This window comes from Ramlibacter cellulosilyticus (assembly GCF_014297465.1).
GTDB classification, from domain to species: domain Bacteria; phylum Pseudomonadota; class Gammaproteobacteria; order Burkholderiales; family Burkholderiaceae_C; genus Ramlibacter; species Ramlibacter cellulosilyticus.
Genome location: NZ_JACORT010000014.1, coordinates 1 through 26,667, shown reverse-complemented (window position 1 = coordinate 26,667; position 26,667 = coordinate 1). Strand labels below are relative to the sequence as shown.

Annotated in this window: 27 protein-coding genes; 9 read left to right on the top strand and 18 right to left on the bottom strand. The window is 69.2% G+C overall.

Annotation, left to right across the window (positions count from 1 at the left end; genetic code table 11):
• Window position 1: 1 nt before the first annotated feature.
• The 4 genes from accC (at window position 2) to H8N03_RS23900 (ending at window position 4,334) form a co-directional block, all read left to right on the top strand.
• Entirely contained in the window at window positions 2-1,351 is a 1,350-nt protein-coding gene (accC, locus tag H8N03_RS23915) for an acetyl-CoA carboxylase biotin carboxylase subunit (RefSeq protein WP_187078754.1), read from the top strand.
• 7 nt (window positions 1,352-1,358) lie between these two features.
• Window positions 1,359-2,240: a 50S ribosomal protein L11 methyltransferase gene (prmA, locus tag H8N03_RS23910; RefSeq protein ID WP_187078753.1), complete on the top strand. Its 882-nt coding sequence runs from the start codon at window positions 1,359-1,361 to the stop codon at window positions 2,238-2,240.
• A gap of 83 nt (window positions 2,241-2,323) precedes the next feature.
• Window positions 2,324-3,424 carry a DUF3426 domain-containing protein gene (locus H8N03_RS23905; protein WP_187078752.1) on the top strand — a complete coding sequence of 367 codons (1,101 nt, stop codon included), beginning with the start codon at window positions 2,324-2,326 and terminating at the stop codon, window positions 3,422-3,424.
• Window positions 3,425-3,440: 16 nt separating this feature from the next.
• Complete coding sequence (locus H8N03_RS23900; RefSeq protein WP_187078751.1) at window positions 3,441-4,334, top strand: carbohydrate kinase family protein; 894 nt, start codon at window positions 3,441-3,443, stop codon at window positions 4,332-4,334.
• A 97-nt stretch (window positions 4,335-4,431) separates the two neighbouring features.
• On the opposite strand, the gene H8N03_RS23895 is transcribed toward H8N03_RS23900, so the two are convergent.
• The 6 genes from H8N03_RS23895 to H8N03_RS23870 form a co-directional block, all read right to left on the bottom strand.
• Entirely contained in the window at window positions 4,432-5,199 is a 768-nt protein-coding gene (locus H8N03_RS23895; protein ID WP_187078750.1) for an SDR family oxidoreductase, read from the bottom strand.
• Between the two features lie 76 nt (window positions 5,200-5,275).
• Window positions 5,276-6,214 (bottom strand): branched-chain amino acid ABC transporter permease, encoded by a 939-nt coding sequence (locus H8N03_RS23890; protein WP_255428381.1) that lies wholly within the window; start codon window positions 6,212-6,214, stop codon window positions 5,276-5,278.
• Between the two features lie 85 nt (window positions 6,215-6,299).
• Complete coding sequence (locus H8N03_RS23885) at window positions 6,300-7,184, bottom strand: branched-chain amino acid ABC transporter permease (RefSeq protein WP_187078748.1); 885 nt, start codon at window positions 7,182-7,184, stop codon at window positions 6,300-6,302.
• A gap of 80 nt (window positions 7,185-7,264) precedes the next feature.
• Entirely contained in the window at window positions 7,265-8,467 is a 1,203-nt protein-coding gene (locus H8N03_RS23880; protein WP_187078747.1) for an ABC transporter substrate-binding protein, read from the bottom strand.
• Between the two features lie 32 nt (window positions 8,468-8,499).
• Window positions 8,500-9,207 (bottom strand): ABC transporter ATP-binding protein, encoded by a 708-nt coding sequence (locus tag H8N03_RS23875; protein WP_187078746.1) that lies wholly within the window; start codon window positions 9,205-9,207, stop codon window positions 8,500-8,502.
• A 2-nt stretch (window positions 9,208-9,209) separates the two neighbouring features.
• Window positions 9,210-9,983, bottom strand: coding sequence for an ABC transporter ATP-binding protein (locus H8N03_RS23870; protein ID WP_187078745.1), 774 nt, complete (start codon window positions 9,981-9,983; stop codon window positions 9,210-9,212).
• Window positions 9,984-10,197: 214 nt separating this feature from the next.
• Here H8N03_RS23870 and H8N03_RS23865 point away from each other — a divergent pair, with 214 nt between their 5' ends.
• Window positions 10,198-10,995: a crotonase/enoyl-CoA hydratase family protein gene (locus tag H8N03_RS23865; RefSeq protein ID WP_187078744.1), complete on the top strand. Its 798-nt coding sequence runs from the start codon at window positions 10,198-10,200 to the stop codon at window positions 10,993-10,995.
• Between the two features lie 168 nt (window positions 10,996-11,163).
• Here the strand turns inward: H8N03_RS23865 and selD are convergent, their stop codons facing one another.
• A complete protein-coding gene (gene selD, locus H8N03_RS23860) occupies window positions 11,164-12,222 on the bottom strand; it encodes a selenide, water dikinase SelD (protein WP_187078743.1) in 1,059 nt (352 codons plus the stop codon).
• On the bottom strand, window positions 12,219-13,217 hold the full coding sequence (senB, locus tag H8N03_RS23855) for a selenoneine biosynthesis selenosugar synthase SenB (RefSeq protein ID WP_187078742.1): 999 nt from the start codon (window positions 13,215-13,217) through the stop codon (window positions 12,219-12,221). The genes selD and senB overlap by 4 nt, the downstream gene beginning before the upstream one ends.
• On the opposite strand from senB, the gene senA reads away from it, so the two are divergent.
• Complete coding sequence (senA, locus tag H8N03_RS23850; RefSeq protein WP_187078741.1) at window positions 13,202-14,443, top strand: selenoneine synthase SenA; 1,242 nt, start codon at window positions 13,202-13,204, stop codon at window positions 14,441-14,443. The two genes, senB and senA, sit on opposite strands and share 16 nt — an antisense overlap.
• Window positions 14,444-14,601: 158 nt before the next feature.
• Here the strand turns inward: senA and H8N03_RS23845 are convergent, their stop codons facing one another.
• The 6 genes from H8N03_RS23845 to H8N03_RS23820 all read right to left on the bottom strand — a co-directional run bounded on the left by H8N03_RS23845 (window position 14,602) and on the right by H8N03_RS23820 (window position 20,640).
• Complete coding sequence (locus tag H8N03_RS23845; protein WP_187078740.1) at window positions 14,602-15,810, bottom strand: ABC transporter substrate-binding protein; 1,209 nt, start codon at window positions 15,808-15,810, stop codon at window positions 14,602-14,604.
• 34 nt (window positions 15,811-15,844) lie between these two features.
• A complete protein-coding gene (locus H8N03_RS23840) occupies window positions 15,845-16,894 on the bottom strand; it encodes a branched-chain amino acid ABC transporter permease (RefSeq protein ID WP_187078739.1) in 1,050 nt (349 codons plus the stop codon).
• 2 nt (window positions 16,895-16,896) lie between these two features.
• Window positions 16,897-17,769 (bottom strand): branched-chain amino acid ABC transporter permease, encoded by an 873-nt coding sequence (locus H8N03_RS23835; RefSeq protein WP_187078738.1) that lies wholly within the window; start codon window positions 17,767-17,769, stop codon window positions 16,897-16,899.
• Window positions 17,770-17,773: 4 nt separating this feature from the next.
• Complete coding sequence (locus H8N03_RS23830; RefSeq protein ID WP_187078737.1) at window positions 17,774-18,490, bottom strand: ABC transporter ATP-binding protein; 717 nt, start codon at window positions 18,488-18,490, stop codon at window positions 17,774-17,776.
• A complete protein-coding gene (locus H8N03_RS23825) occupies window positions 18,490-19,272 on the bottom strand; it encodes an ABC transporter ATP-binding protein (RefSeq protein WP_187078736.1) in 783 nt (260 codons plus the stop codon). The genes H8N03_RS23830 and H8N03_RS23825 overlap by 1 nt, the downstream gene beginning before the upstream one ends.
• 180 nt (window positions 19,273-19,452) lie before the next feature.
• Entirely contained in the window at window positions 19,453-20,640 is a 1,188-nt protein-coding gene (locus tag H8N03_RS23820; protein ID WP_222623138.1) for a c-type cytochrome, read from the bottom strand.
• A 172-nt stretch (window positions 20,641-20,812) separates the two neighbouring features.
• Here H8N03_RS23820 and H8N03_RS23815 point away from each other — a divergent pair, with 172 nt between their 5' ends.
• On the top strand, window positions 20,813-21,205 hold the full coding sequence (locus H8N03_RS23815) for a hypothetical protein (RefSeq protein ID WP_187078734.1): 393 nt from the start codon (window positions 20,813-20,815) through the stop codon (window positions 21,203-21,205).
• 87 nt (window positions 21,206-21,292) lie between these two features.
• On the opposite strand, the gene flhD is transcribed toward H8N03_RS23815, so the two are convergent.
• The 4 genes from flhD to H8N03_RS23795 form a co-directional block, all read right to left on the bottom strand.
• Window positions 21,293-21,613, bottom strand: a complete 321-nt coding sequence (gene flhD, locus H8N03_RS23810; protein ID WP_187078733.1) for a flagellar transcriptional regulator FlhD — start codon at window positions 21,611-21,613, stop codon at window positions 21,293-21,295.
• A 142-nt stretch (window positions 21,614-21,755) separates the two neighbouring features.
• Complete coding sequence (gene flhC, locus H8N03_RS23805) at window positions 21,756-22,304, bottom strand: flagellar transcriptional regulator FlhC (RefSeq protein ID WP_187078732.1); 549 nt, start codon at window positions 22,302-22,304, stop codon at window positions 21,756-21,758.
• An 87-nt stretch (window positions 22,305-22,391) separates the two neighbouring features.
• The gene (locus tag H8N03_RS23800; RefSeq protein WP_187078731.1) at window positions 22,392-22,868 is read right to left on the bottom strand and encodes a cache domain-containing protein; all 477 of its coding nucleotides are present in this window, start codon (window positions 22,866-22,868) and stop codon (window positions 22,392-22,394) included.
• A gap of 125 nt (window positions 22,869-22,993) precedes the next feature.
• Window positions 22,994-23,851, bottom strand: a complete 858-nt coding sequence (locus H8N03_RS23795) for a LysR substrate-binding domain-containing protein (protein WP_187078730.1) — start codon at window positions 23,849-23,851, stop codon at window positions 22,994-22,996.
• 106 nt (window positions 23,852-23,957) lie between these two features.
• On the opposite strand from H8N03_RS23795, the gene H8N03_RS23790 reads away from it, so the two are divergent.
• Both H8N03_RS23790 and H8N03_RS23785 read left to right on the top strand, forming a co-directional pair.
• Entirely contained in the window at window positions 23,958-24,932 is a 975-nt protein-coding gene (locus H8N03_RS23790; RefSeq protein ID WP_187078729.1) for a Bug family tripartite tricarboxylate transporter substrate binding protein, read from the top strand.
• Between the two features lie 10 nt (window positions 24,933-24,942).
• Entirely contained in the window at window positions 24,943-26,490 is a 1,548-nt protein-coding gene (locus H8N03_RS23785; protein WP_187078728.1) for a UxaA family hydrolase, read from the top strand.
• Window positions 26,491-26,667: the final 177 nt, after the last annotated feature.

Sequence of the window (26,667 nt, the reverse complement as noted above, 5' to 3'; positions counted from 1 at the left end):
AATGTTCAAGAAAATCCTTGTCGCGAACCGCGGGGAGATCGCCCTTCGCATTCAGCGGGCTTGCAACGAGCTGGGGGTGAAGGCCGTCATGGTCTATTCCGAGGCCGACCGCGAAGCCAAGTACGTGAAGCTCGCGGAGGAGGCGGTGTGCATCGGCCCGCCGCCTTCGCCCCAGAGCTACCTGAACATGCCGGCCATCATCGCCGCGGCGGAAGTGACCGACGCGGAGGCGATCCACCCGGGCTACGGCTTCCTCTCCGAGAACGCGGACTTCGCCGAGCGCGTGGAGAAGAGCGGCTTCCAGTTCATCGGCCCGACGCCGGACAACATCCGGACCATGGGCGACAAGGTCTCGGCCAAGCAGGCCATGATCAAGGCCGGCGTGCCCTGCGTGCCCGGCTCCGAAGGCGAACTCCCGGACAGCCCGGCGGAGATCCGCCGCATCGCCAAGTCCGTCGGCTACCCCGTCATCATCAAGGCGGCGGGCGGCGGCGGTGGGCGCGGCATGCGCGTGGTGCACACCGAGGCGGCGCTGGTCAACTCCGTGCAGATGACGAAGGCCGAGGCCCAGGCCGCCTTCGGCAATCCGGCGGTGTACATGGAGAAGTTCCTCCAGAACCCCCGGCACATCGAGATCCAGGTCCTCGCGGACAAGCACAAGAACGCGGTCTACCTGGGCGAGCGCGACTGCTCCATGCAGCGCCGCCACCAGAAGATCATCGAGGAAGCGCCGGCGCCGGGCATCCCGCGCAAGCTGATCGAGAAGATCGGCGAACGCTGCGCCGCGGCCTGCAAGAAGATCGGCTACCGCGGCGCGGGCACCTTCGAGTTCCTGTACGAGAACGGCGAGTTCTACTTCATCGAGATGAACACGCGGGTGCAGGTGGAGCACCCGGTGACCGAGCTGATCTCGGGCATCGACATCGTGAGGACGCAGATCCAGGTGGCCGCCGGCGAGAAGCTGCCCTTCAAGCAGGGCGACATCGTGCTGCGCGGCCACGCGATCGAGTGCCGCGTGAACGCCGAGGACCCGTACAACTTCGTGCCCTCGCCGGGACGCATCACGCTGTGGCACCAGCCCGGCGGCCCCGGCGTGCGGGTGGACTCGCACGTCTACAACAACTACTTCGTGCCGCCCAACTACGACTCGATGATCGGCAAGATCATCGTGCACGGCGACACCCGCGACCAGGCGCTGGCCCGCATGCGCGGCGCGCTGGGCGAGACGGTGGTGGAAGGCATCAAGACCAACATCCCGCTGCACCGCGAGCTGATGGTCGATGCCAAGTTCATGAGCGGCGGGACCAACATCCACTACCTGGAAGAGTGGCTGAAGCACCATAAACGGTAGGGCCTCCATGTTCGAACTGCGGCTGCTCTGCCCCGAAGAGCGCGTCGAGCCCGTGAGCGATGCGCTCGAGGCGCTCGACGCCCTGAGCGTGTCGGTGGAAGACGCCGACGCGCAGACCCCGGCGGAGCAGGCCCTGTTCGGCGAGCCGGGCATGCCGCCGCCCAGGGAAGGGTGGCAGCGCTCGGTCGTCGTCGCGCTCTTCTCCGGGGAAGCGCAGGCGCAGGAAGCCGCGCAGCTGCTCGCCCCGCAGGACTTCTTCGCGGACTGCAGGGTGCTGGGCATCCAGGCCGTGCCGGACCAGGACTGGGTGCGCCTCACGCAGTCGCAGTTCGAGCCGGTGGAGATCACGCCCAGCTTCTGGATCGTGCCCACGTGGCACGAACCGCCGGCGCAGGCGCGCGAGGTGATCCGGCTGGACCCGGGGCTCGCCTTCGGCACCGGCACGCATCCCACCACGCGCATGTGCCTGCGCTGGATCGCGAACCACGCGCCGCGCGGCCAGCGCGTGCTGGACTACGGCTGCGGCTCGGGCATCCTCGCCATCGGTGCGGCGAAGTTCGGTGCCGCCTCGGTGGATGCCGTCGACATCGACGAAGCCGCCGTGCGCTCCACCGAGGACAACGCGCGCGCCAACGGCGTGACCGTGGCTGCGGGCCTGCCGGACATGGCCAGCGGCCAGTACGAAACGGTGCTGGCCAACATCCTCGCGACGCCGCTGAAGGTGCTCGCGCCGCTGCTGCGCGGCCACGTGCAGGCGGGCGGCCACCTCGTGCTGGCCGGCATCCTGTCGCGCCAGGCCGACGAACTGAAGGCCGCCTACGCCCCGTATTGCCAGTTGCAGGTGAGCGACGAGGAGGACGGCTGGATCCTCATGACGGCCGCCGTCTGACCCTGCTTCGGCGCCTCGCGGCCCTGTAGGCTGGGTTGCGCGAAGCGCACCCCAGCAAGCTGCCCCCCTACAATCCCGGGCTCATGAGCCTGATCACCAGCTGTCCCGCCTGCGGCACGATGTTCCGTGTCGTCCCGGACCAGCTGAAGATCTCCGAGGGCTGGGTGCGTTGCGGCCACTGCAGCGAAGTGTTCGACGCCACCGCGCACCTCACGGACGAATCCGTCCTCGGCGCCCTCCCGGAGGCGCAGGCCACGCGCTCGGCGGGCCTGCAGGACACCCCGGTCGCGCCGCCGGACCCTGCGCCGCAGCGCGCCGTTCCCCCGCAACCCGCTACCGTCCCCGCCGAACTGCAGACACGGCCCGCGGAGCTCTATGCCCGCGCACCCGCACCCGCACCTGCGCCGGACGCCGTCCCCGCCAGCGCGGACCAGCCCGCGCCCGCCACCAGCGACCGGTCCGACGATCCCTCCAGCTTCTTCGACGACGAGGGCGCGGCCGAGGCGCTGAAGCCCTCGCCGCTGGACGCGCCCTTCATCTTCCGCCGGCCGGAAATCTCGCTGAAGGACCTCGGCGAGCAGCCGGAGCCCGGTACCGAGAGCCAGATCCTGCCCGAGGACCTGATGCCGCCTTCCTTGCTGGAGCTGGAAGAGGAGGAGGTCCCGGACGTTTCCTTCGTGCGCAAGGCGCGCCGCCGCTCCTTCTGGCGCCGGCCCTTCGTGCGCATGGTGCTGGCGCTGCTCGTTCTGCTGCTCGGCGCGTTGCTCGCGCTGCAGGTCGGCTACCAGGACCGCGACCGGCTCGCCCTCGCGCAGCCCGCGCTCAAGCCGGTGCTGGAACGCATGTGCGGCCTGATGGACTGCACGCTCTCCGCGCCGCGGCAGATCGAGGCGATCGTGATCGACAGCTCCGGCTTCAACCGGCTGCGCGGCGACACGTATCGCCTCGCCTTCACGCTGCGCAACACGGCGCCCGTCGAAGTCGCCGTGCCGGCGATGGAACTCACCGTCACCGACGCGCAGGACCAGACCCTCGCGCGCCGCGTGCTCACCCCGGCCGAACTCGGCGCGGCGCAGGGTGCGATCCCCGCCGCGGGCGAGTGGTCGCGCACGGTGGGCGTCGCGCTGGACACCGGCGGCTCCGCCCGCGTCGCGGGCTACCGCCTGCTTGCCTTCTATCCCTGAAACCAGAAAGAGAACCATGGCCGCCGTCATCTGCGGATCCCTCGCCTTCGACACCATCATGTCCTTCGAGGGCCGCTTCGCCGAGCAGATCCTGCCGGACCAGCTGCACATCCTGAACGTGTCCTTCCTGGTCCCCAGCCTGCGCCGCGACTTCGGCGGCTGCGCCGGCAACATCGCGTACAGCCTGAAGCTCCTGGGCGGCACGCCGCTGCCCATGGGCGCGGTCGGCAGCGACGGCGGCGACTACCTGCAGCGGCTGGACAGCCTGGGCATCAGCAGCGAGTTCGTGCTGCGCGCCGACGACACCTACACGGCGCAGGCGATGATCATGACGGACCGAGACAACAACCAGATCACCGCGTTCCACCCGGGCGCGATGATGCAGGCGCACAAGGTGCAGGTGCAGGCGCGCCCCGACATCAAGCTGGGCATGATCTCGCCCGACGGCCGCGACGCCATGCTGCAGCACGCGCAGCAGTTCAAGGCGGCCGGCATCCCCTTCGTGTTCGACCCGGGCCAGGGCCTGCCCATGTTCGACGGCAAGGAGCTCGCCAACTTCATCGACCTGGCGACGTGGGTCACGGTCAACGACTACGAAGGCAAGATGCTGTCGGACCGCACGGGGTGGAGCAGCGCGGAGATCTCGAAGCGCGTGAACGGCCTGGTCGTCACGCTGGGCGGCGACGGCTGCGAGGTGTGGGTGAACGGCGAAGTGACGCTGGTGCCGCCCGAGCGCCCGAAGGCCATCGTCGACCCCACCGGCTGCGGCGATGCCTGGCGCGGCGCGCTGCTGCACGGGCTGGAGCAGGGCTGGTCGCTGGCCCGTTGCGCGCAGCTGGGCAACAAGGTGGGCGCGATCAAGATCGCGAGCCGCGGGCCGCAGAACTACACGCTGGAAGGCGTCAGGTAAGCGGCTGAGATGTCATCCCGGGCTTGACCCGGGATCCATGAGGCGTCGCGTGCGGGCGCCCCATGGATTGCGGGTCAAGTCCGCAATGACAAGACTCCTACCCCCGCGCGATCGTCACGCCCCCGTCGACGACGATCGTCTCGCCCACGACGTAATCCCCCGCCCGAGACGCGAGATAGATCGCCGCGCCGGCCATGTCCTCGGTGTTGCCGATGCGCTTCGCCGGCACGCGGTCGGCGACCTCGTCGCCGTGGTCGCGCGCCTGCTTGTTCATGTCGGAGGGGAAGGGGCCGGGCGCGATGCCGCTCACGACGATGTTGTCCTGCGCGAGGCGCAGCGCCATGCGCTTCGTCAGGTGGATCAGCCCCGCCTTGCTCGCGGTGTACGAGTAGGTCTCCCAGGCATTCACGGAGATGCCGTCGATCGACGCGATGTTGATCACCTTCGCCGGCCGCTCCCGCGCCCCCGCCTTCAGCGCGGCATGGAGCGCCTGCGTGAGGAAGAAGGGCGTCTTCATGTTCAGGTCGACGACCTTGTCCCAGCCGGTTTCGGGGAAGCTGTCGAAGTCCTCGCCCCAGGCGGCGCCGGCGTTGTTCACCAGGATGTGCAGCGCCGGCTCGCGCTGCTGCACCTCGGCGGCGAGGGCGCGCGCGCCTTCCACCGTGGAGACGTCGATCGGCAGCGAGATGCACGGCCCGATCTCCGACAGCTCGCGCGCGGTGGCATCGCAGGCCGCGGCCTTGCGCGCCGTGATGTAGACCTTCGCGCCCTGGTGCAGGAGGCCGGTGGCGATCATGCGGCCGATGCCGCGCGAGCCGCCGGTGACCAGGGCCACGCGGCCCTGCAGGGAAAAGAGGTCCTTCATGCGCGTCTCCTCGGGTGGGAGACGCAGGTTACGCCGCGTGCGCGGCGCTGCCAATCACCTGCAGGACAGCCCGGGCTCAGCGCTTCGCGTTGCGCCGCTCGCGCCAGGCCATCAATTCGCCGACGATGCCCTTGCGGAAGGCCAGCACGCACAGCACGAAGATGACGCCGATGATCACCGTCACCCATTCGCCCACCTTGTCCGCCAGCATGTTCTGCAGGCCGATCACGATGCCGGCACCCAGCACGGGGCCGAAGAAGGTGCCGACGCCGCCCAGCAGCGACATCAGGATCACCTCGCCCGACATGGACCAGTGCACGTCCGAGAGCGTCGCGAACTTCATCACCAGCGTCTTCAGCGAGCCGGCGAGGCCCGCCAGGGAGGCGGACAGCACGAAGGCGAGCAGCTTGTAGCGGTCCACCTCGTAGCCCAGCGAGATGGCGCGGGGCTCGTTCTCGCGGATCATCTTCAGCACCTGGCCGAAGGGCGAAGTGACGATGCGCAGGATGCCCAGGAAGCAGGCGATGAACACCGCGAGCACGACGTAGTACATGACGCGGTCGTCCACCAGGGGCAGCACGCCGAAGAGCTTGCCGCGGGGAACGCCCTGCAGGCCGTCCTCGCCGCCGGTGAATGGCGCCTGCAGGCAGAGGAAGAACACCATCTGCGACAGCGCCAGCGTGATCATGGCGAAGTAGATGCCCTGGCGGCGGATCGCGACGACGCCGAACACGATCCCGAGCAGCGCCGCGCTGACGACGCCCGCCAGCACGCCCAGTTCCGGCGTCCAGCCCTGCGCCTTCACGAACCAGCCGGTCACGTAGGCGGCGAAGCCGAAGAAGGCCGCGTGGCCGAAGGACAGCAGGCCGGTGAACCCGAGCAGCAGGTTGAACGCGCAGGCGAACAGCGCGAAGCACAGCAGCTTCATCACGAACACCGGGTACAGCCCGATCAGGGGCGCGACCAGCGCGAGCACCAGCAGCCCCAGGTAGGTGAAGCGCACGGCCTTGTTCATGCCCTGGCCGTGGCGCGCGACCGCGGCGTTGGGTGTTTCGACCGGCAGTTCTTCGACGGCGACGGTGGAGGAGGGAGTCGACATATCAGGCTTCCTTCCCGAACAGGCCGGCCGGGCGGACCATGAGCACGATCGCCATGATCACGAACACCACGATGTTGGAGGCCTCCGGGTAGAACACGCGGGTGAGGCCTTCCACGATGCCCAGCAGCAGGCCGGTGATCACCGAGCCGAGGATGGAGCCCATGCCCCCGATCACGACCACGGCGAACACGACGATGATCAGGTTGGAGCCCATGAGCGGCGTCACCTGGATCACGGGGGCGGCGAGCACGCCGGCCAGGCCGGCCAGCGCCGCGCCGGCGCCATAGGTGAGCGTGACCATCAGCGGCACGTTGACGCCGAACGCCTGCACCAGCTTCGCGTTCTCCGTGCCCGCCCGCAGGTAGGCGCCGAGGCGCGTGCGCTCGATCAGGAACCAGGTGGCCAGGCACACGGTGATCGAGGCCACCACCACCCAGGCGCGGTAGTTCGGCAGGATCATGAAGCCGAGGTTCGTGGCGCCGGACAGCAGGTCGGGCACCGAATAGGACTGGCCGGAGACGCCGTACTCCCTGCGGAAGGCGCCTTCGAGGATGAGGGAGAGGCCGAAGGTGAGCAGCAATCCGTAGAGCGGATCGAGCCCGTACAGCCTCTTGAGGAACAGGCGTTCGATGACGACGCCGATCGCCCCGACGATCAGCGGCGCGAGGACCAGCGCCCACCAGTAGCTCACGCCCCACTTGTCCAGCATGATCCACGCGGCGAACGCGCCGACCATGTAGAGCGCGCCGTGGGCGAAGTTCACGATGTCCAGCAGGCCGAAGATGACCGCCAGCCCGAGGCTGAGCATCGCGTAGAACGCGCCGTTGACCAGCCCCAGCATCAGCTGGCCGAGGAAGGCCTGGTGGGGAATGCCGAAGATTTCCATATGTCTCTGCTCCCTCTCCCCTCTGGGGAGAGGGCTGGGGTGAGGGGCACGCCTGGCGTGCCCCCTGTCTCTCTACGTCCTTACTTCTTCAGCAGCGAGCACTTCGACTCGGCCACCGTCGTGAACGCCTGCTCGCCGGGCACCTTCGCCACGAGCTTGTAGTAGTCCCAGGGCGTGGTGGACTCCTTGGCGCTCTTCACCTGGAACAGGTACATGTCGTGCATCATCCGGCCGTCGGCGCGGACGCTGGCGTTCTTGTGATAGAAGTCGTTGTACTTCATCGACTTCAGCTCGGCCATCACCTTGTCGGCGTCGGTCGTGCCGACCTTCTGCACCGCCTTCAGGTAGTTCATGGTGGCGGAGTAGTCGGCGGCCTGCAGCGAAGACGGCATGCGCTTGTACTTGTCGAAGAAGCGCTTGGCGAACTTGCGCGACTCGTCGTCCTGGTTCCAGTACCAGCTGTCGGCCACCTGCAGGCCCTCGGCGTTGGAGACGCCGACGGAGTGCACGTCGTTGATGAACACCAGCAGGCCGGCGACCTTCATCGACTTGGTGATGCCGAATTCCTTGGCCGCCTTCATCGCGTTGACGAAGTCGCCGCCGGCGTTGGCCATGGCCAGGATGTCGGCCTTGGAGCCTTGCGCCTGCAGCAGGAAGGACGAGAAGTCGGAGGCGTTCAGCGGGTGCTTCACCGAGCCGACCACCGTGCCGCCGTTGGCCTTCACCACCGTGGTGGCATCCGCTTCGAGCGAATGGCCGAAGGCGTAGTCGGCGGTCAGGAAGTACCACTTCTTCGCGCCGGCCTTGACCAGGGCGCTGCCGCCCACCTTGGCCAGCGCAACGGTGTCGTAGGCGTAGTGGATGGTGTAGGGCGTGCAGTCCTCGTTGCTCAGGCGGGCCGAACCGGCGCCGATGGAGATGAAGGGGCGCTTCTTCTCCTTGGCGATGCCGGCCATGGCCAGGTTGGTGCCGGAGCTGGTGCCGCCGACGAGCATGGCCAGGTTCTGGCTGTCGATCCACTCGCGCGCCTTGGAGGCTGCGACGTCGGCCTTGTTCTGGTGGTCGGCGGTGAGCACCTCGATCGGGCGGTTCAGCACCTTGCCGCCGAAGTCCTGCACGGCCAGCTTGATCATCTCGGCGCCGGCGGGGCCGTCGATGTCCGCGTAGAGGCTGGACATGTCGGTGATGAAACCGATGCGCACGGGGCCGGTCTGGGCCTGGGCGAAGGCGCCGGTGGCCGCGAAGCCGAGGGCCAGGGCGGCCGCGAGGGTCTTCATTTTCATAGCAGGGTCTCCTTGTTGAAAACGGATGTTGTTCAGACGCCCAGGTATTCCTGGAGCATTCCCATGTTCTCTTGCAGCTGCGACTGCGCGAAATCGCGAACGATCTTGCCGTGCTCCATCACGTAGAAGCGGTCCGCCAGCGGCGCGGCGAAGCGGAAGTTCTGTTCCACCAGCACGATGGTGTAGCCCTTGGCCTTGAGCGTGCGGATGGTCTCGGCGAGCTTCTGCACGATCACCGGCGCCAGGCCTTCGGAGATCTCGTCCAGCAGCAGCAGGCGCGCGCCGGTGCGCAGGATGCGCGCCACCGCCAGCATCTGCTGCTCGCCGCCGGACAGGCGCGTGCCCGGGCTCGCGGCGCGCTCCTGGAGGTTGGGGAACATGGCGTAGATCTCGTCCACGCTCATGCCGCCCTGCGCGATCGTCGGGGGCAGCAGCAGGTTCTCCTCCGCCGAGAGGCTGGCGAAGATGCCGCGTTCCTCGGGGCAGTAGCCGACGCCCAGCTTCGCGACGCGGTGCGGCGCGAGGCCGATCGCCTCCTGCCCGCGGATGCGGATGGAGCCGGTGCGCCGGCCCGTCAGGCCGACGATGGCGCGCATGGTCGTCGTGCGGCCGGCGCCGTTGCGCCCCAGCAGCGAGACGACCTCGCCCTCGTTGACGCGCATGTTCACGCCGTGGAGCACGTGCGACTCGCCGTACCAGGCGTGCAGGTTCTCGATGCGGAGAAGTTCGTTGGCAGCCATGCTCAGTGCGCGCCTTGCAGTTCGTTCTCGGTCGAGCCCATGTAGGCTTCGATCACCTGCGGGTTCTTCGACACCTCCGCGTACGGGCCGTCGGCGATCACCGCGCCGCGCTGCAGCACCGTGATGCGGTCCGCGATGGAGGAGACGACGTTCATGTTGTGCTCCACCATCAGGATGGTGCGTCCCTGCGACACTTTCTTGATCAGCTGCGTCACGCGGTGCACGTCCTCGTGGCCCATGCCTTGCGTGGGTTCGTCCAGCAGCATCAGCTCCGGCTCCAGCGCCATCGTCGTGGCGAGCTCCAGCGCGCGCTTGCGGCCGTAAGGCAGGTTCACCGTGAGCTCGTTCGCGAAGTCCTGCAGGTCCACCGCATGCAGCAGTTCCAGCGCGCGGCCGTGCAGGTGGTGCAGCGAGCGCTCGGGCTTCCAGAAGTGGAAGGAGGTGCCCAGGTTGCGCTGCAGCGCGGCGCGCACGTTCTCCAGCGCGGTGAGGTGCGGGAACACGGCCGAGATCTGGAACGAGCGCACGATGCCGCGGCGGGCCGTCTGGGCCGGCCGTTCGTGCGTGATGTCCGTGCCGTTGTACGTGATGCGGCCGCGGGTGGGCGGCAGGAACTTCGTCAGCAGGTTGAAGAAGGTCGTCTTGCCCGCACCGTTGGGGCCGATCAGCGCATGGATGTCGCCGCGCCTGACCTTCAGGTCGACGTTGTTCACGGCCACGAAGCCCTTGAACTCCTTCGTCAGGCCCTGCGTTTCGAGGATGGTCTCAGCGGACAAGTTGGCGGTCTCCGGCATGGCTTGGCGGGGGCCGCGTCGGCGGTCCCGTCGAAGGCGCAATGGTGGTGGCCGTGCTGCACCGCAGAAAGGGGGGAAAGCCCTAGGTAGTTTTGCGTGGTCCGTTGCGCGCGAGGAGGCGTTCGCTCGCGGCCGGGCAGGCTGTCAGAAGCCTGACCTCGCGCAGAATGCAGGCTTGCCGCCACAGGAGCAGACGATGAGCGAACCGAGGGTGAAGGTCAGCGTGGACGAGCAGGGCGTCGCCGAGGTGGCGATGGTCCGCGCCGACAAGATGAATGCGCTGGACCACGCCATGTTCGAGGCGTTGATCGCCGCGATCGCGCAGGTGCGGGGGAATGCGTCCGTGCGTGCCGTGGTGCTGCACGGCGAAGGCCGCGCCTTCTGCGCGGGGCTCGACAAGGCCAGCCTGGAGGGCATCGCGGGCGGCGGCGAGGGCATCGGCGACCTCGTGCCGCGCACGCACGGCCTCGCGAACTTCTGGCAGCAGGTGGCGTGGGGCTGGCGCGAGCTGCCCGTGCCGGTGATCGCCGCCGTGCAGGGCGTGGCCTTCGGCGGCGGGCTGCAGGTCGCGCTCGGCGCGGACGTGCGCATCGTGCATCCGGACGCGCAGCTCTCCGTCATGGAGATCAAGTGGGGCCTGGTGCCCGACATGGCCGGCTGCGTGCTGCTGACCGAGCTGGTGCGCGGGGACGTGGCGCGCGAGCTGACTTATACGGGGCGGGTCGTCGGTGCGGCGGAAGCGGTGGCGCTGGGGTTGGCGACGCGCGCGAGCCCCGAGCCGCTGGAAGAAGCGCGCCGCATGGCGCGGCAGATCGCCAACAGCAACCCGGACGCGGTGCGCGCGGCCAAGCGCTTGTTCGCGACGGCGTCGCCGGTGGATGCGGCGCGGGTGCTGGTGGCCGAAGCGTTCGAGCAGCAGCGGCTGATCGGGAGCGCGAACCAGCGGGAGGCGGTGATGGCGGCGGTGGAGAAGAGGGCGGCGCGGTTTCGGTGAGGGTTCATCGGTGGGGTTCGCGTTCGCTCACCTTCCGACGCTGTCGCGTCGCCACCCTACAGGCAGCGCATCGCGCCGCGATGCGGTTGGGGTGGCCTTGCGGCTGTAGGGTGGGGCGGCGAATGCCGCCGACGGTGAGCGAACGCGAACCCCACCGGCGCGAAGCGCTCAGCGCACCGTCAACCGCGCCTTCCCTCCGGCGCTCGCCTCCCCGATCACCGCCGCCTGCCCGAACCCATGCCGCCGGAACACGTCCAGCACCTGGCCCACGCTGTCGGGCGTGCACGACACCAGCAGCCCCCCGCTGGTCTGCGGATCGGTGAGCAGCGCCTTGTCGGCGTCGGCGAATCCCGAGGGCAGCGCCACGTCTTCGCCATACCCCGCCCAGTTGCGGCCCGACGCGCCGGTGACGAAGCCGGACGACGCCAGCTCGCGCACGCCCTCCAGCACCGGCACCATCTTCCAGTCGATCGCGAGCGACAGCTTCGCGCCGCGCGCCAGTTCCAGCGCGTGGCCGGCGAGGCCGAAGCCGGTGACGTCCGTCAGCGCGTGCACGCCGGGCAGTGCGGCCAGCTCGGGGCCGGGCGTGTTCAGGCGCGTCGTCGTCGCGATCATGCGTTCGTAGCCGGCCGCGTCGAGCTTCTCCTTCTTCAGCGCCGCGGAGAGCACGCCGACGCCGAGCGGCTTGCCCAGCACCAGCACGTCGCCCGCGCGGGCGTCGGCGTTGCGCTTCACGCGCTGCGGATGCACCAGGCCCAGCGCCACGAGGCCGTAGATCGGCTCGACGGAATCGATCGTGTGGCCGCCGGCGATGGGGATGCCCGCCGCCTTGCAGACGGACTCGCCGCCTTCGAGGATGCGGCCGATCGTGGTGGTACTCAGCACGTTGATCGGCATGCCGACCAGCGCGAGCGCCATGATGGGCTTGCCGCCCATCGCGTACACGTCGGAGATCGCGTTGGTCGCGGCGATGCGGCCGAAGTCGTACGGATCGTCCACGATGGGCATGAAGAAGTCCGTCGTCGCGATCAGCGCCTGGTCTTCGTTGAGCTTGTAGACGGCCGCGTCGTCGGCCGTCTCGATGCCCACCAGCAGTTCCGGCGGCACCGGCAGGCGGGCGGTCCCCTTGAGGATCTCGGACAGCACGCCGGGAGCGATCTTGCAGCCGCAGCCGCCGCCATGCGACAGCGAGGTGAGGCGGGGTTCGGCGGCGGAGGTGGTGTTCATGCGGGGACTTCCAGTTCGTGCAGCAGGGACAGGAGCGCGGCGCGCTCGGCGCCCGCATCGAAGAGCGGGGCGCGCAGGGCGCATTGTGCGGCGAGCCGGGCCAGCAGCCCGTCCGCGGGGTTATCGGCCGCCTGGCCGGCCCGGGAGGCGAGCAGCCGTTGCGCGAGCGCGGCGCCGTCGCCCGCGGGGAAATAGCCGGCGTAGTCGCCGCCCAGCATGCCGACGTTGCCCGGCACCCGGCTCGCCAGCACCGGCGTGCCGCAGCGCACCGCTTCCAGGACGACGTGGGCGCCGCCTTCCATGGCGCTCGTGTGCACCAGCACGTGGGCGGCGCGGATGCGCTGCAGGGTTTCCTCGTGCGGCAGCGGGCCGAGCCAGCGGTAGCCGGTGCAGGCCGCGGCGGTGTCGCGGGCCTGCTGCGCCAGGTCCGGTTCCGCGCTGCCGTCCCCGATGTGGGCGATGCGGATGTCCTCGCGCCCGGCGAGCGCGCGCGCTGCGGCCCAGAGCACCTCCGGCGCCTTGGCCGCCCGCAGGTGCCCCACCATGACGGCCTGCAGCCGGTCCGCGGGCTTGGGCAAGAGTGCATGCGCCGGCGTCGACTGGTAGATCACGCGCGCCTTGGGTCGGTGCTCCGGCGGCAGGGCCCCGGGTGCGCATTCCTGCAGCACCACGAGGCGCTGCGCGAGCTGCAGCGAGCGCTGCGCGGCCGCGTCCACGGCGATGTCCTGGTAGAGGTCCGTCCCGGTGAGGACCACCGCGAGACCCCGGCCCGGATGCGCGCCCGCCCACGCCGCGATGGGGCCGGCCGAGCGGCGCGCGTGCAGCGCCAGCATCACGCCGTCGCCGTCCGCGTCGGCGTCCGGCCACGCCTGCGTGATGCGCACCCTGCGCTCGCCGGCCAGCAGTTCCTGCCAGCGGCGCGCCGTGCGCCAGTTGCCGTTGTTGGCGTCGGCGAGGGCGGGGCTTACGATCACCACCGATGAGGAACGGGACATCGCCTGTTTATAGCGCGCCCGGCGCGCCGGAAGCCATCGCCCTGCGCGAAGGCCCTGCGGCTGCCGTGCGCGCGGCCCTGGTCGCGGCGCGCGAGCGCACGCAGCGCCTGGCTGCGGACTTCCGTGCCGCGCTGGGGCCGCGTCCCCACGTGCCTTACGCGCAGGAACTCAATCCCCCGCTGTGGGAGCTTGGGCACGTCGCCTGGTTCCAGGAATGGTGGGTGCTGCGCAACCCGCAGCGCGCGCTCGGGGCGCGTGCCGATCCGGGGGTGGCGCGGACGGCGTCGTTGCTGCCCTCCGCCGACGCCTGGTACGACTCCGGCAAGGTGGCGCACCGCACGCGCTGGGACCTGCCGCTGCCCGACGCGGATGCCACGGCGGATTACCTGCAGCGCACGCTGGTTGCCTCGCTGCGCGAGCTCGATGCGTTGCCGCCGGGCGCGGACGCCGATGCGCTCTATTTCTTCCGCCTGGCCGCCCTGCACGAGCAGATGCACGCCGAGGCCGCCGCGTACATGGGCCGTGCGCTGGGCATCCCGCTGGGCGAGGAGGAGCGTGCGCCGACGGTGGCCCATACCGGGGAGCTGAAGGTCCCCGGCGGAGCCTTCACCCTCGGAAGCGCGGGCGCGGGTTTCGCGTTCGACAACGAGTTGACCGCGCACGCCGTGGAGGTGGGCCCCTTCGCGATCGATGCGGAGCCCGTGAGCTGGGGTGCCTTCCTGCCGTTCGTGGAGGAGGGGGGCTACGACGACGCACAGTGGTGGACGGATTCCGGTCGCGCGTGGCTCGCGTCGCTGCACCAGCGCCGTCCCGCCGGGCTGCGCCGCAGCGCCGCGGGTTGGGAGCTGTTCCGCCAGGGCGGGTGGCAGGCGCTGGACGACAACGAAGTCGCCGTCCACGTGAGCGCGCACGAGGCGGAAGCCTGGTGCCGCTGGGCGGGACGGCGCCTGCCGACGGAAGCGGAGTGGGAGTGCGCGGCGTTCACCGTGCCCGGCTTCCGCTGGGGGCAGGCGTGGGAGTGGACGGCGAGCGTGTTCGAGCCGTACCCGGGGTTCGCGCCGCACCCGTACGTGGATTACTCGCGGCCGTGGTTCGGCACGCGGCGCGTGCTGCGCGGCGCGTCGCCGGCGACGGCGCCGGCGCTCGCGCATGCGCGCTACCGGAATTTCTTCGAGCCGCAGCGAAGGGATGTGTTTGCCGGGTTCCGGAGCGTGCGGGTGGATTAGCGCCGGTCGGTGGGGTTCACTTCGTTCACCGTCGGCGGCTGGCGCCGCCCCACCCTACACGGAAACGGCCACCGCATTCATCCGCGGCGCGCCGCGGATCGTAGGGTGGGGCGGCGCAGCCGCCGCAGGTGAGCGCCAGCGAACCCCACCGTTCGAAATCACTTCACCGCCACCGGCTCCCCGAACCCCTGCCACGTCTTCCCGTCGAACTTCACCAGCTGCATCGTCTGGAAGGGCGCGAAGTCGCCCGCGTTGGTCTGGGCCACGACGCCCGGCAGTGCCATCGGGATCTGGTAGTTCAGGCTGGCAGCCTGCTTCATCACGTTCTCGCGCGTGAGGTTGTTGCCGCACTGCTTCAGCAGCTGCACCGTGAGCTGCGCGACCGCCATGCCGTAGGTGGCGCTGCCGTCCATGGGGTCTTCGCCCGGCAGGTACTTCTTCATGAACGCGAAGTAGTCCTTCATGGCCGCGTCGCTGGCCCACTTGGGATCGGTCGGGTCCTTGATGTACTGCATGGAGATCAGGCCCACGGACTTGTCGAGGCCGGCCGGCTTGAGCACCGAGCCCACGCTCGCGGACACCTGGTTCAGGTAGTGCACGGGCTTCCAGCCCACGTCCGCCACCTTGCGGATCGCCTGCGCGGCGAACTTCGGCGTGGTGATGTTGAAGAACACGTCGGCGCCCGAACCCTGCAGCGTGACGATCTGCGAGTCGACCGTCGGGTCGGTCACCTCGTAGGTCACGGCCTTGACGATCATGGTCTTGGCCTTGTCGCCCAGGCCCTCGGTGAAGCCCTTGAGGTAGTCCTTGCCGTAGTCGTCGTTCTGGTACAGCACGGCGATCTTCGCGTTCGGGTGGTTGCGCAGGATGTCCTGCGCATAGAGGCGGCCTTCGCTCTGGTAGTTGGGATTGAAGCCCATGGTCCACGGGAAGTCCTTCGCGTCGTTCCACTTCGACGCGCCCGTCGCCACGAAGAGGTGCGGCACCTTCTTCTGGTTCATGTACTTGTGGATCGCGGAGTTCGACGGCGTGCCCAGCGTGCTGATCGTGAACAGCACCTCGTCCTGCTCGACCAGCTTGCGGATCATCTCCACCGTCTTGGGCGGGCTGTAGCCGTCGTCGATGCTGATGTAGTTGATCTTGCGGCCGTTCACGCCGCCCGACTCGTTGAGCATCTTGAAGTACGCGGCCTCCACCTTGCCGATGATCCCGTACGCCGAAGCCGGCCCGGAGTACGGGATGGTGTTGCCGATCTTGATCTCGCTGTCGCTCGCGCCGGGGCCGTACTGCTTCTGCTGCGCGAAGCCTGGCGCGGCCGCGAGCGCCAGTCCCAGCGCGGCCCAGGCGATGCGGTTCTTGATGGCCATGGTTGTCGTCCTTTCAGGGAGGGAGTACGGCGAATCACCCCGCCGCGGAGTCCCGGCGCGGCTTGCGCTTCACGCGCAGCCAGGCCAGGCGCAAGGCACCCGCGATGCCGGTGGGCATCACGTACATGAAGAGGATCATCAGCGCGCCGTAGATCGCCCACGGCGCCGCCTTGGACACCTGGTCCGCCAGGTTGGGAACGAACTGGATGAAGATCGCGCCCCAGATCGCGCCCGTGATCGAGGCGAGCCCACCCACCACCATGCCGACCAGCAGCGAGATGGACAGGAAGATCGTGAAGCTGTCCGGCGCCACGAAAGCCACGGCGACCGCGCCCAGCCCGCCGGCCACGCCGGTGAACATCGCGCTCACCCCGAAGGCGAGCGACTTGTACAGACTGTTGTCGATGCCCATGGTGGCGGCGGCGATGGGCTGGTCGCGGATGGCGATCAGCGCCCGCCCGACGCGGCCGCGCAGCAGGTTCCAGCCGATGACGAACATCACCACGCCGACGGCGAGCGTGAAGAGGAACAGCCAGCGGTCGGCATTGAGCTGCAGCCCGAACAGGCTGGCGACCGGCGGCTCCGGCTTGGTGAGGATGATGCCCTGCACGCCACCGGTCCATTCCTCCAGGTGCTTGTACTTCAGCAGCTGCGGCAGCGCGACGCCGAGCGCGAAGGTGGCGAGCGCGAGGTACACGCCTTCCAGCCGCAGCGCGGGCAGGCCGAACAGGAACCCCGCGAGCAGGCACACGGCGCCGGCGACCGGAATGCACAACCAGTAAGGCACGCCGAACTTGTCCATGAGGATCGCCGTGGCGTACGCGCCGATCGCATAGAACGCGCCGTGCCCCAGCGAGATCTGCCCGCTGTAGCCGGTGAGGATGTTCAGGCCCAGCAGCGCGATCGCGTAGATCAGCACCATCGTGTACTGGAACACGCGGTAGTTGCTGGAGACGAAGGGAAGCACGCAGGCCGCGAGCACCAGCAGCACGAAGGCCAGCACCCAGCCGCGCGACCATCCGCGCACGCCGCCGGAAGCCTGCGCCGGCGCGACGGGGGCGAGATCGGTGGCGGCTGCTTCCATGTTCAGACCCGTTGCACGATGACGCGGCCGAACAGGCCTGCGGGCTTGACCACCAGCACGCCCACGATCAGTACGAGGGCCACCGTGAGCTTCAGCTCGGTGCCGATCAGGTAGGCGCCCACGATGTTCTCCAGCACGCCGACGATGAAGCCGCCCACCACCGCGCCGCCGGGGCTGTCGATGCCGCCCAGGAGCGCCGCGGCGAAGGCGTACAGCAGCACGCCCGTCATCATGTTCGGCTCGAGGAAGACGATGGGCGCCACCATCATCCCGGCGGTCGCGCCGATCGCCGCGGCGAGCCCCCAGCCGAGCGCCAGCATCCAGCCCACGCGAATGCCGACGAGTCGGCTCGAATCCGGGTTCTGCGCGGCGGCCCGCATGGCGAGGCCGAGCGGCGTGAACCGGAAGAAGAGGAACACGAGCAGCAGCACCAGCAGCGTCACGCTGATCGCGCCCAGCTCGTGCGAGGACACGATGTGCAGCCCGAAGGGCGGGCCGCTCGGAAAGGGGCTGGGGAAGGACTTGATCGTGTAGCTGAAGATCCAGCCCGCCACGCTGTTGAGGATCAGCAGCAGCCCGATGAAGACGACCACCGTCGTGAGCACCGGCGCGCGCTCCACGGGGCGGATGACGATGCGTTCGATCGCGATGCCGAGCACGAAGGACAGCACGATGGTCGCGGCGAAGGCGATCCAGTACGGCCAGCCCGCCTGGATCATCGTCCAGCACAGGTAGGTGGCGAACATCGCCATCTCCCCCTGCGCGAAGTTCACCAGCCGCGTGGCGTTGTGGATCATGACGAGCGCGAGCGCCAGGCTGGCGTAGATGCCGCCGGTGGCGAGGCCCGCGATCACCTGGTGCAGGAAGGCGTCCATGCGTTCAGTACCCCAGGTAGGCGCGGCGCACCGCGTCGTCGTTCATCAGTTCCGCACCGGCGCCGGAACGCACGATGCGGCCCGTCTCCAGCAGGTGCGCCTGGTCCGCGAGCTTCAGCGCCATCGCCGCGTTCTGCTCCACGAGCAGGATGGTCATCTTCTGGCTGCGGTTGATCTCGCGCATGACCTCGAAGATCTCCTTGACCACCATGGGCGCGAGGCCGAAGGAAGGCTCGTCCAGCAGCAGCAGCCGCGGGCGGAGCATGAGGGCGCGCGCCACCGCGAGCATCTGCTGCTGTCCGCCGGAAAGCGTGCCGGCCTGCTGGTGGCGGCGTTCGGCGAGGATGGGGAAGAGCCGGTACATGCGCCCGTAGTCCTCCGCCAGCGCGCCGTGCTCGCGGCGCGCGTAGGCCCCGAGGCGCAGGTTCTCTTCCGTCGTGAGGTCGGTGAAGGTGCCGCGGCCGTCCGGCACGTGCGCGACGCCGAGGCGCACGATGTCCTCCGTGGACTTGCCGGAGATGCGCTGGCCGGCGAAGGACACCTCGCCGCTCGTGCGCACCATCCCGCAGATCGCGCGCAAGGTCGTGGTCTTGCCCGCGCCGTTGGCCCCGAGCAGCGCGGTGATGCTGCCTTCGGGGATGGCGAAGTCCAGGCCGTGCAGCACCTCCGTCGGCCCGTAGCCCGCGCGGAGGTTGCGAACTTCGAGCAGCGGGGCGGCCATCAGCTGTCGGTCCCCAGGTAGGCCTGGATCACCCCCGCGTCCTGGCGGACCTCCGCGGGGCTGCCCTCGGCGATCTTGCGGCCGAAGTTGAGCGCGACGACGCGGTCCGACACGCTCATCACCAGCCCCATGTGGTGCTCCACCAGCAGCACGGTCAGGCGGAACTGGTCGCGGATGGCGCGGATGAGGCTGCCGAGCGCACCGACCTCCTCGTGGTTGAGGCCGGCAGCGGGTTCGTCGAGCAGCAGCAGCTTGGGTTCGCTCGCGAGGGCGCGCCCGAGCTCGACGCGCTTGCGCGTGCCGAAGGGCAGCTCCGACACGCGCTTGTCCGCGACCGGGTCGAGGCCGAGGAAGCGCACCAGTTCCTCGGCGCGCCGCGTGCTGTCGTGTTCTTCCACGCCCACGCCCGGCAGCCGCAGGGCGTTCGCGAGGAATCCCTTGCGCGTGCGCGCATGCCGGCCCACCTTGATGTTGTCCAGCACCGTCATGCTGGAGAACAGCGCGAGGTTCTGGAAGGTGCGGCCGATGCCCAGCCCCGCGATGCGGTGCGCGGGCGCGTCTTCCAGCGCGCGCCCGTCGAAGCGGATCGAGCCTTCCGCATACCCGTACAGGCGCGAGAGGCAGTTGAAGAGGGTGGTCTTGCCCGCGCCGTTGGGGCCGATGAGGCCCGCGATGTGCCCGCGGTGCACGTCGAAGGACACGCCGTCGAGGGCCGTGATGCCGCGGAAGCGCACGCACAGGTCGCGCACCGACAGCAGCGCACTGTCGGGGGCGGGAGTCATCGTCGTGCGCGCTTCCGGGGAGACCTGCACTTGCTGACCTCGGCCTTGCGAAGGAGGTGTGCATGCTTCCACGCATCGCCCGGCGGGCCGCATGGTGTTTTCCCGCACGGGTGTCGCGCAGGCGCACGGCCGCGCAAGCGCGCCGCGCGGCATGTTGCGGCGCAGCGCGCCCGTCGCCGGCTAGAGGGAACGCAGGTACTGCGCCACGTCGCGGACTTCCTGCTCGGTCAGGCCCATGGCGCGCCTGCGGTTGTAGGTTTCGACGACCGCTTCGGGCGTGGCCGCGGAGCCGTCATGGAAGTAGGGCGCGTGCTGCCACACGCCGCGCAAGGGGCTCGTGCGGTACATCTTCGTCGCCGAGCGCGCGGCATAGCTTGGTTGCTCGGGTTCGGCCATCGAATCCGCGCCCGGGTGCAGGCGCTGGTTGGCGTCCGTGAACGTGGCGCCCGAGTGGCAGGTCGCGCAGCTGTTCGCGCGCTGGAAGACCAGGCGACCGCGTTCGGCGGCGACGGCGTCGAAGGAGCCGGCGGGCGGCCGCGGCGCCGCGATCGACATCTGGTAGGCCTGCAGCGCCGGCAGCTTGGAACTCACCAGATCCTGCGTGCCGTGCGTGACGGACACGCCGGTGCGCGGATCGTGGAAGCTGCCCTGCGCGCCCATCTGGGTCACGGACACGTAGCGGTTCCAGTAGGCGATGTCGTCGCCATCGCCCGTGAAGGTGATCTTCTCGACGCCGGCCAGCCCGTACGCGGGCGGGATCACCACCGGCTTGCTCAGGCCGTCCTGGTTGAAGCGCGGGTCGTACATGCCCTTGCCCCAGCTGTTGTAGACCGCCTTCTTCTGCGCGTCGAGCGCCGGCGACAGCGCGATGATCGCGCCCGGGTTCAGGTCGCGGTTGGGCCAGCCGTCCAGCCGCTTGCCAATGCCGGGCGCGAAGCTGTTGTCGACGGTGGAGTGGCACAGGGCGCACGTGATGCCGACGCGGGCCAGCCGGTCGACGCCGGCCACCGTCTCGACCACGCCTTTCACGCCGACTACGGCGTCGAGCTTGAGCAGGGCGACGGTCGTTGCGGGATCGTCGAGGTTCACCTTGCCGCTGCGGATGCCTTCGACCACCGAGGCAGGCAGCGCCTCGGCATCGACCTTCAGTCCGACTTCCAGCGCCTTGCGCGGGCTCACCGCGGTGCCGATCGGCTCGTGCATCCGCAACTGGTCGGTCCAGAAAGCCTCGTCGCCGAAGGTGTCGTGGCGGAAGATCTGGCGCCCCGACGCGACGAGGTCCGCCGGCAGGAGGTCGATCGAGGAATTGCTCCCGCCGCAGCCGGCCAGCAGCAGCGCCGGGGCGAGGACGAGGAAACGCGCGCGCATGGAAGGGCTCCCTCCCGCCACCGCGGCGGGATGCGCGGATAGACGCCGCGAGCCGCGCGCGCGTGACGACGACCCTGGACAAAGGAGGGGGAAATCCACCTTTGTTCGACCCATTGCCTCCGGGGCTTCGCTCCTACGATCCCTGCACTCCAACAAGGAAGAGAGGGTCGTCATGGGGAAGAGGATTTCGATGCTGGTGGCCGGCGCGCTGGCCGCGGCCGCCGCGCACGCGGCACCCGCCACGACGGTGCTGCAGGACCTGGACTGCCGCCTGGTGAAGGCGGACGACATTGCCGGGATCGTGGCCAAGGTCGGCAAGGACACGGGACTGCGCCTGCCCAAGGACATGGCGGTGCGCGCCGAGGTGCACTGCACGCCCGACGGCAACGGCAAGCGCCACGTCTACACGATCCGCACGACGATCGAGAAGCTGGTCACCGACGGCGAGCAGCAACGCTGGGCCATGGTGGCGCACAACACGAGCTACGGCACCACCAGCGGCAGCGCCGCGCTGCTGAAGGAAGTGCGCTTCGCCGTGCGCGACGTGATCCGCCAGGAACCCTGAGCGGAAGGTCCGGGAAGGAGCCCCGCGCGGGGCGATCCGGGAAAGAGCCCCTCGCGGGGCGATCCAGGAAAGAGCCCCTCGCGGGGCTCAGGCCGCGCGCGCCTGCGGGCGCGCCCCGGCGAGCAGGATCGAGAGGTGGGCCTGCTGCAACGCGGGCGCGCGCTCGGCCTGCGTCACGCTCTTGACCACCGACGCTTCGTCCAGGCGGAATGCGCAGAGCATGAAGTTGGTGCTCGCGATGCGGATCGTCTCCGCCAGCGACATGCCGGCCAGCAGGTCCGCGAGTTCGTTGCCGATGCCGAGGCGCACCATCGCGGCAGCCTTGTCCTCGCGCAGCAGCTTCTGCGCGAGAAGCATGTACGTGAGATTCAGGTCGGCGATTTCCTTGCTGGTGTCGGTGTTGGCCATGCCGGTGCTCCGCAACGTTCTTTGTGACATTGTGTTACGCGCCGGGACGCACGTCACCCCCTTCGCGCGCCGGGCGTGAGGAATCTCCGCAAAGCCGTGGTTCCAAAGGACGGACGGTGCCCGCCCGGGTACGAACGGCGCGCTACGCCGCTTCGCCGGGCTCGGGTTCGCCGGCGCCGCGCTTCTTCTTGCCCGCGCGCGAAGGCGGCCGGCACAGCACGCAGACGTACCCGGAACGGTTCTCGTGCGCATGCGTGACGAAGCGGCCGGTGCAGCGCGTGCACGTCGCGAGATCGAGCATGCCGCCGCCGAAGAACTTCACCAGGGTCGCGGCGCGCGTGAAGTCCAGGACCGGGTCGTCGCCCTGCAGGCGGGCCTGGTCCTGGTAGAGGCGGAAGGCCTTGATCAAGGCTTCCAGCCGGTCCTCGCCGGCGTGCTCCAGCATCTGCAGGTAGATGTTGTAGAACATGGACGCGTGGATGTTGGCCATCCAGGTCATGTACCAGTCCACGGAAAAGGGCAGCAGGCCCTTCGGGGGCGAGCTGCCCTTCACTTCCTTGTACAGGCGCAGCAGCCGCTCGCGGCTGAGGCTCACTTCCGCCTCGATGAACTGCAGGCGCGCCCCGAGCTCGATCAGCTCGATGGCGCGCTGCACATCGCGTGCTTCCTGCAGGACACTCTTGCCGGCCATGACCCCTTCCGTGACGGAAGGGATTGTGTCAGCAAGGACTGCGCGCGGCCATCCGCCGGCCGGCGGTCCCGCCAGGCGGGCAAGAACTTATTTCTTGTAGATGCCGCCGCAGACCACGTAGTCCTCGCCGGGCAGGCGCTCGCAGTACGCGGTCTTGGGCTCGATCTTCTTGGTGACGGGGTTGTTGAACTTGTAGTCCGTCCAGAAGGTGCTCTTGGTCTTCGCCAGTTCGACGCGCTCCTTGATGTACTCCTTGCCGTCGATGTCCTTCATTTCCATGAAGTTCTTGCCGACCATCTTCTCGTTGGTGCCGTGCGCCACGGCGGTGCCATCGAGCTTGTGCACGGCCAGGTACAGGTCGCGGTCGTGGAATTCCTTGCTGTCGCGGTTCGTGATCTCGGCGAAGCCCTTGTCCTTGCCGTTCGCCTTGATGTAGGCGACGCCCTTCTTCACCATCGCGATCGCTTCGGGAGCGGTGGCGGCTTCGTTGCTGGCCCAGGTGGCGCCGGCAACGGCCGCGGCGGCGAGCGCCAGGACCAGGCGGATGGATTGCTTGCGGTTCATTCCCTCTTCCTCTCGATTGTTCGTGGCCACGTGCGGCCGGGTGAGCCCCGATTGTCGCCGGGCCCGCGCCGGCCAAAGGGCGGAACAGAGGGTGAATTCCCCGCCATCTCCCCGAGGTGTTGGTTTCAGGCCTGCGCTTGCGCGAGCAATGCACGCGCGAGCGCCGCCTTCGGGCCCTCGGTCCAGACGAGGCCCATGCGCCGCACCGGCACCGGGGGCGGCAGCGGGATGCGCGCCACCTGCAGGCCTTCGGGCCAGGGCGGCGTCCAGTCCGGGACCAGCGCGACGCCCAGGCCCTGGTCCACGAACACGGCGATGGCATTGAGGGCATCGATCTCGATGCGCTCCTGCGGCTGGATCTGGTGCTCGCGCAGCCACGCGTCGGCCATGCGGCCGCCCCACATGCTGCGGTCGTAGCGGATGAAGGGCTCGCTCGCGAGCAGGTCCAGCGGGTCGCGGCCCGCCAGCGAGCGCGGCGCCAGCAGGCAAAGCGGTTCCTCGGCCAGCGCCTGCCAGCCGCAGGACTTGGGCAGCGTGAACTGGGGCTCGACGATGATGGCCGCGTCCAGCATGCCGCCCGTGACGCGCTGGTACAGCTGGCCCGAGTTGCCCGGCTCCATGTAGACGGCGAGCTTGGGATGCTTGCGGTACAGGCCGCGCAGCAGCGGCGGCAGCAGGCCGGTGAGCGCGGACGCCGAGACGCCCAGCCGCCATTCGCCCAGCGGCGCGTCGTCGTTCGCGAGCGCCTGCAGGTTGCGCACGTCGCGCAGCACGGCCCGGGCGTGCGTCAGGATGCGCAGGCCGGCCTCGGTGGCCTTCACGGTCCGGCCGGCGCGGCGCACGAGGGCCGTCCCCATCGCTTCCTCCAGCGACTTCACGCGGGCGGCCACCGCCGCGGGGGTGAGGTCGAGGCGGCGTGCGGCCTCGGCCATCGAGCCGCAGTCGACCACCATCACGAAGCTTTGCAGGAACTGCGTGTCCATCCGGAACAAAACTTCATTATCGATTGAATGTGGCGCCGCCCCGTGGTTCGCGCCGGCGCGGCGGTCCAAGATGCGGGCGCATTCCAGAACAGGACACGGAGACCCCATGACGATTTCCCGCCGCACTGCCCTCGGTGCCGCCGCTGCCGCCCTCGCCACTGCCACGCTGCCCGTGCGCGCCGCCGGCTTCCCCGACAAGCCCGTGAAGGTGGCGGTCGGCTTCGCCGCCGGTGGCGGCGCGGACATCATCGCCCGCCTCGTGGGCACCCAGATGGGCGTGCAGACGGGCCAGTCCTTCGTCGTCGAGAACAAGCCCGGCGCGACGGGCACCATCGCCGCCACGTTCGTGGCCAGGGCGCCGGCCGACGGCTACACCCTGTTCCTCGGCTCCCAGTCCACCATGCTGGTGGCGCCCGCCATCTACGCCAAGCTGCCGTTCGACCCGCTGAAGGACTTCACGCCCGTCTCGATGCTGGTGTCCATGCCCATGATCCTGGCCGTGCACACCAGCGTGCCGGCGAAGAACATGCAGGAACTGATCGCGCTGGCGAAGAAGGGCGGCCTCTCGTACGCCTCCGCCGGGGCCGGCGGCCCCCAGCACGTGGCCGGCGAGCTGTTCAAGACGGGGCTGGGCCTCGACATCACGCACATCCCGTACAAGGGCGAAGCGCCGGCGCTGACCGACGCGGTCGGCGGCCAGGTGCCCGTGCTGTTCTCCAACGTGCCGGCCGTGACGCAGTACATCCAGTCCGGCAAGCTGCGCGCGATCGCGGTCACGAGCCTGAAGCGCCATCCCGCGTTCCCCGACGTCCCCACCATCGCCGAGTCGGCCAGGCTGGCCGACTTCGAGGTGCTGACCTGGTACGGCCTGTTCGCGCCCGCCGGCACGCCCGCCGACGTCGTGAAGAAGCTCGAGTCCGAGGCCGTCGCGGCCTTGAAGTCGAAGGAGCTTTCCGGCAAGGTGACGGACCAGGGCTTCACCATCGTGGCCAGCAGCAGCCAGCAATTCACCGACCTGATGAAGGCGCAGGTCCCGCGCATGGCCAGGCTGATCCAGGCCGCGCACATCCGCGCCGATTGACACCGACACCATGATCGAACTCTCCGCCAAGAAGGTCCACGGACCCATCATCCGCCTGCACCCCAACGACAACGTCGTGGTGGCCCGCACGGAAGTGGGCATCGGCACGCCCGTGCCCAGCGAAGGCTTCACCAGCCGCAGCCAGGTGCCCGCGGGGCACAAGATCGCCGCGCGCCCGATCCAGGCGGGCGAGGCGATCCTGAAGTACAACGTCTGCATCGGCTTCGCCGCGGTGGACATCGCGCCGGGCACCTACGTGCACTCGCACAACGTGAGCTTCCGCGAGTTCGACCGCGACTACGCGTACGGCCGCGACTACGTGGAGACGCCGGTGCTGCCCGAGAAGGAGCAGGCCACCTTCCTGGGCTACGTGCGCCCGGACGGCCAGGTCGGCACCCGCAACTACATCGGCATCCTCTCCACCGTGAACTGCTCGGCGACCGTCGTGCACAAGGTGGCGGAGTGGTTCACCGAGGAGCGCCTCGCGGCCTTCGGCAACATCGACGGCGTGGTGGGCCTCACCCACGGCCTGGGCTGTGGCATGGAGATGAGCGGCGAGCCGATGGACCTGCTGCGGCGGACCATCGGCGGCTATGCGAAGCACCCGAACTTCGCCGCGGTGCTGATCATCGGCCTCGGCTGCGAGCGCAACCAGCTCTCCGGGCTGCTGGCGCAGGAGAAGCTGGAAGCGAATCCGCGCCTCGCGACTTTCGTCATGCAGGAAAGCGGCGGCACGCGCAAGACGATCGAAGCCGCCGTGGAAGCCGTGAAGAAGATGCTGCCGCGCGCGAACGACGTCGTGCGCGTCCCGGTGTCGGCGAAGCACCTGAAGATCGGCCTGCAGTGCGGCGGCTCCGACGGCTTTTCCTCCATCACCGCGAACCCGGCGCTCGGTGCCGCGATGGACATCCTCGTGCGGCACGGCGGCACGGCCATCCTGTCGGAGACGCCGGAGATCTACGGCGTGGAGCACACGCTGACGCGCCGCGCCGTGAACGAGGCCGTCGGCAGGAAGCTGATCGAGCGCATCCGCTGGTGGAAGGAGGAGTACTCCCCGGGCCGCGACGTGCAGATCAACGGCGCGGTGAGCCCCGGCAACAACATGGGCGGCCTGGCCAACATCTTCGAGAAGTCGCTGGGCTCCTCGATGAAGGGCGGCACCACGGGCCTCATGGAGGTGTACCGCTACGCGGAGCCGGTGCGGCAGAACGGCTTCGTGTTCATGGACACGCCCGGCTTCGACCCGTGCTCCGCCACGGGGCAGATCGCCGGCGGCGCGAACATGATCCTGTTCACGACGGGGCGGGGCTCCATGTTCGGCGCGAAGCCCGTGCCCTCGATCAAGCTCGCGACGAACACGCCCATGTACTCGCGGCTGACCGAAGACATGGACTACAACTGCGGCGAGATCCTCGACGGCACGAAGACGATGGCCGAGACGGCGGAAGAGATCTTCCGGCTCACGTTGAAGATCGCTTCGGGCGAGCGCAGCAAGAGCGAACTGCTGGGCCTGGGTGACCACGAGTTCGTTCCGTGGAACATCGGGGTGGTGAGCTGAGCGGATTGCTGGGGTGCCCTTCGGGCAACCCAGCCTACCGGGGAGCGCGTCACACGTAGATACTGTTATCCAGGTCAAGCGGCGTGAAGCGCCGGGTTGAAGGGTTGGCCCGACTTCAGGACGCCGTATGCGATGGCGACGAGCTTGCGCATCACGGCGCCGATCACAAGCATCGGC

Bases quoted from the DNA above. Each gene is read 5' to 3' on its own strand.
- H8N03_RS23790 (WP_187078729.1), top strand. From the start codon at position 23,958: ATGACGATTTCCCGCCGCACTGCCCTCGGTGCCGCCGCTGCCGCCCTC.
- H8N03_RS23840 (WP_187078739.1), bottom strand. From the start codon at position 16,894: ATGGAAGCAGCCGCCACCGATCTCGCCCCCGTCGCGCCGGCGCAGGCT.
- accC (WP_187078754.1), top strand. From the start codon at position 2: ATGTTCAAGAAAATCCTTGTCGCGAACCGCGGGGAGATCGCCCTTCGC.
- H8N03_RS23815 (WP_187078734.1), top strand. From the start codon at position 20,813: ATGGGGAAGAGGATTTCGATGCTGGTGGCCGGCGCGCTGGCCGCGGCC.
- H8N03_RS23785 (WP_187078728.1), top strand. From the start codon at position 24,943: ATGATCGAACTCTCCGCCAAGAAGGTCCACGGACCCATCATCCGCCTG.
- H8N03_RS23795 (WP_187078730.1), bottom strand. From the start codon at position 23,851: ATGGACACGCAGTTCCTGCAAAGCTTCGTGATGGTGGTCGACTGCGGC.
- H8N03_RS23820 (WP_222623138.1), bottom strand. From the start codon at position 20,640: ATGCGCGCGCGTTTCCTCGTCCTCGCCCCGGCGCTGCTGCTGGCCGGC.
- H8N03_RS23845 (WP_187078740.1), bottom strand. From the start codon at position 15,810: ATGGCCATCAAGAACCGCATCGCCTGGGCCGCGCTGGGACTGGCGCTC.
- senB (WP_187078742.1), bottom strand. From the start codon at position 13,217: ATGTCCCGTTCCTCATCGGTGGTGATCGTAAGCCCCGCCCTCGCCGAC.
- H8N03_RS23885 (WP_187078748.1), bottom strand. From the start codon at position 7,184: ATGGAAATCTTCGGCATTCCCCACCAGGCCTTCCTCGGCCAGCTGATG.
- senA (WP_187078741.1), top strand. From the start codon at position 13,202: ATGAGGAACGGGACATCGCCTGTTTATAGCGCGCCCGGCGCGCCGGAA.
- flhD (WP_187078733.1), bottom strand. From the start codon at position 21,613: ATGGCCAACACCGACACCAGCAAGGAAATCGCCGACCTGAATCTCACG.
- H8N03_RS23900 (WP_187078751.1), top strand. From the start codon at position 3,441: ATGGCCGCCGTCATCTGCGGATCCCTCGCCTTCGACACCATCATGTCC.
- selD (WP_187078743.1), bottom strand. From the start codon at position 12,222: ATGAACACCACCTCCGCCGCCGAACCCCGCCTCACCTCGCTGTCGCAT.
- H8N03_RS23875 (WP_187078746.1), bottom strand. From the start codon at position 9,207: ATGGCTGCCAACGAACTTCTCCGCATCGAGAACCTGCACGCCTGGTAC.
- H8N03_RS23865 (WP_187078744.1), top strand. From the start codon at position 10,198: ATGAGCGAACCGAGGGTGAAGGTCAGCGTGGACGAGCAGGGCGTCGCC.
- H8N03_RS23830 (WP_187078737.1), bottom strand. From the start codon at position 18,490: ATGGCCGCCCCGCTGCTCGAAGTTCGCAACCTCCGCGCGGGCTACGGG.
- H8N03_RS23800 (WP_187078731.1), bottom strand. From the start codon at position 22,868: ATGAACCGCAAGCAATCCATCCGCCTGGTCCTGGCGCTCGCCGCCGCG.
- H8N03_RS23905 (WP_187078752.1), top strand. From the start codon at position 2,324: ATGAGCCTGATCACCAGCTGTCCCGCCTGCGGCACGATGTTCCGTGTC.
- H8N03_RS23825 (WP_187078736.1), bottom strand. From the start codon at position 19,272: ATGACTCCCGCCCCCGACAGTGCGCTGCTGTCGGTGCGCGACCTGTGC.
- H8N03_RS23895 (WP_187078750.1), bottom strand. From the start codon at position 5,199: ATGAAGGACCTCTTTTCCCTGCAGGGCCGCGTGGCCCTGGTCACCGGC.
- H8N03_RS23880 (WP_187078747.1), bottom strand. From the start codon at position 8,467: ATGAAAATGAAGACCCTCGCGGCCGCCCTGGCCCTCGGCTTCGCGGCC.
- prmA (WP_187078753.1), top strand. From the start codon at position 1,359: ATGTTCGAACTGCGGCTGCTCTGCCCCGAAGAGCGCGTCGAGCCCGTG.
- flhC (WP_187078732.1), bottom strand. From the start codon at position 22,304: ATGGCCGGCAAGAGTGTCCTGCAGGAAGCACGCGATGTGCAGCGCGCC.
- H8N03_RS23890 (WP_255428381.1), bottom strand. From the start codon at position 6,214: ATGAACAAGGCCGTGCGCTTCACCTACCTGGGGCTGCTGGTGCTCGCG.
- H8N03_RS23835 (WP_187078738.1), bottom strand. From the start codon at position 17,769: ATGGACGCCTTCCTGCACCAGGTGATCGCGGGCCTCGCCACCGGCGGC.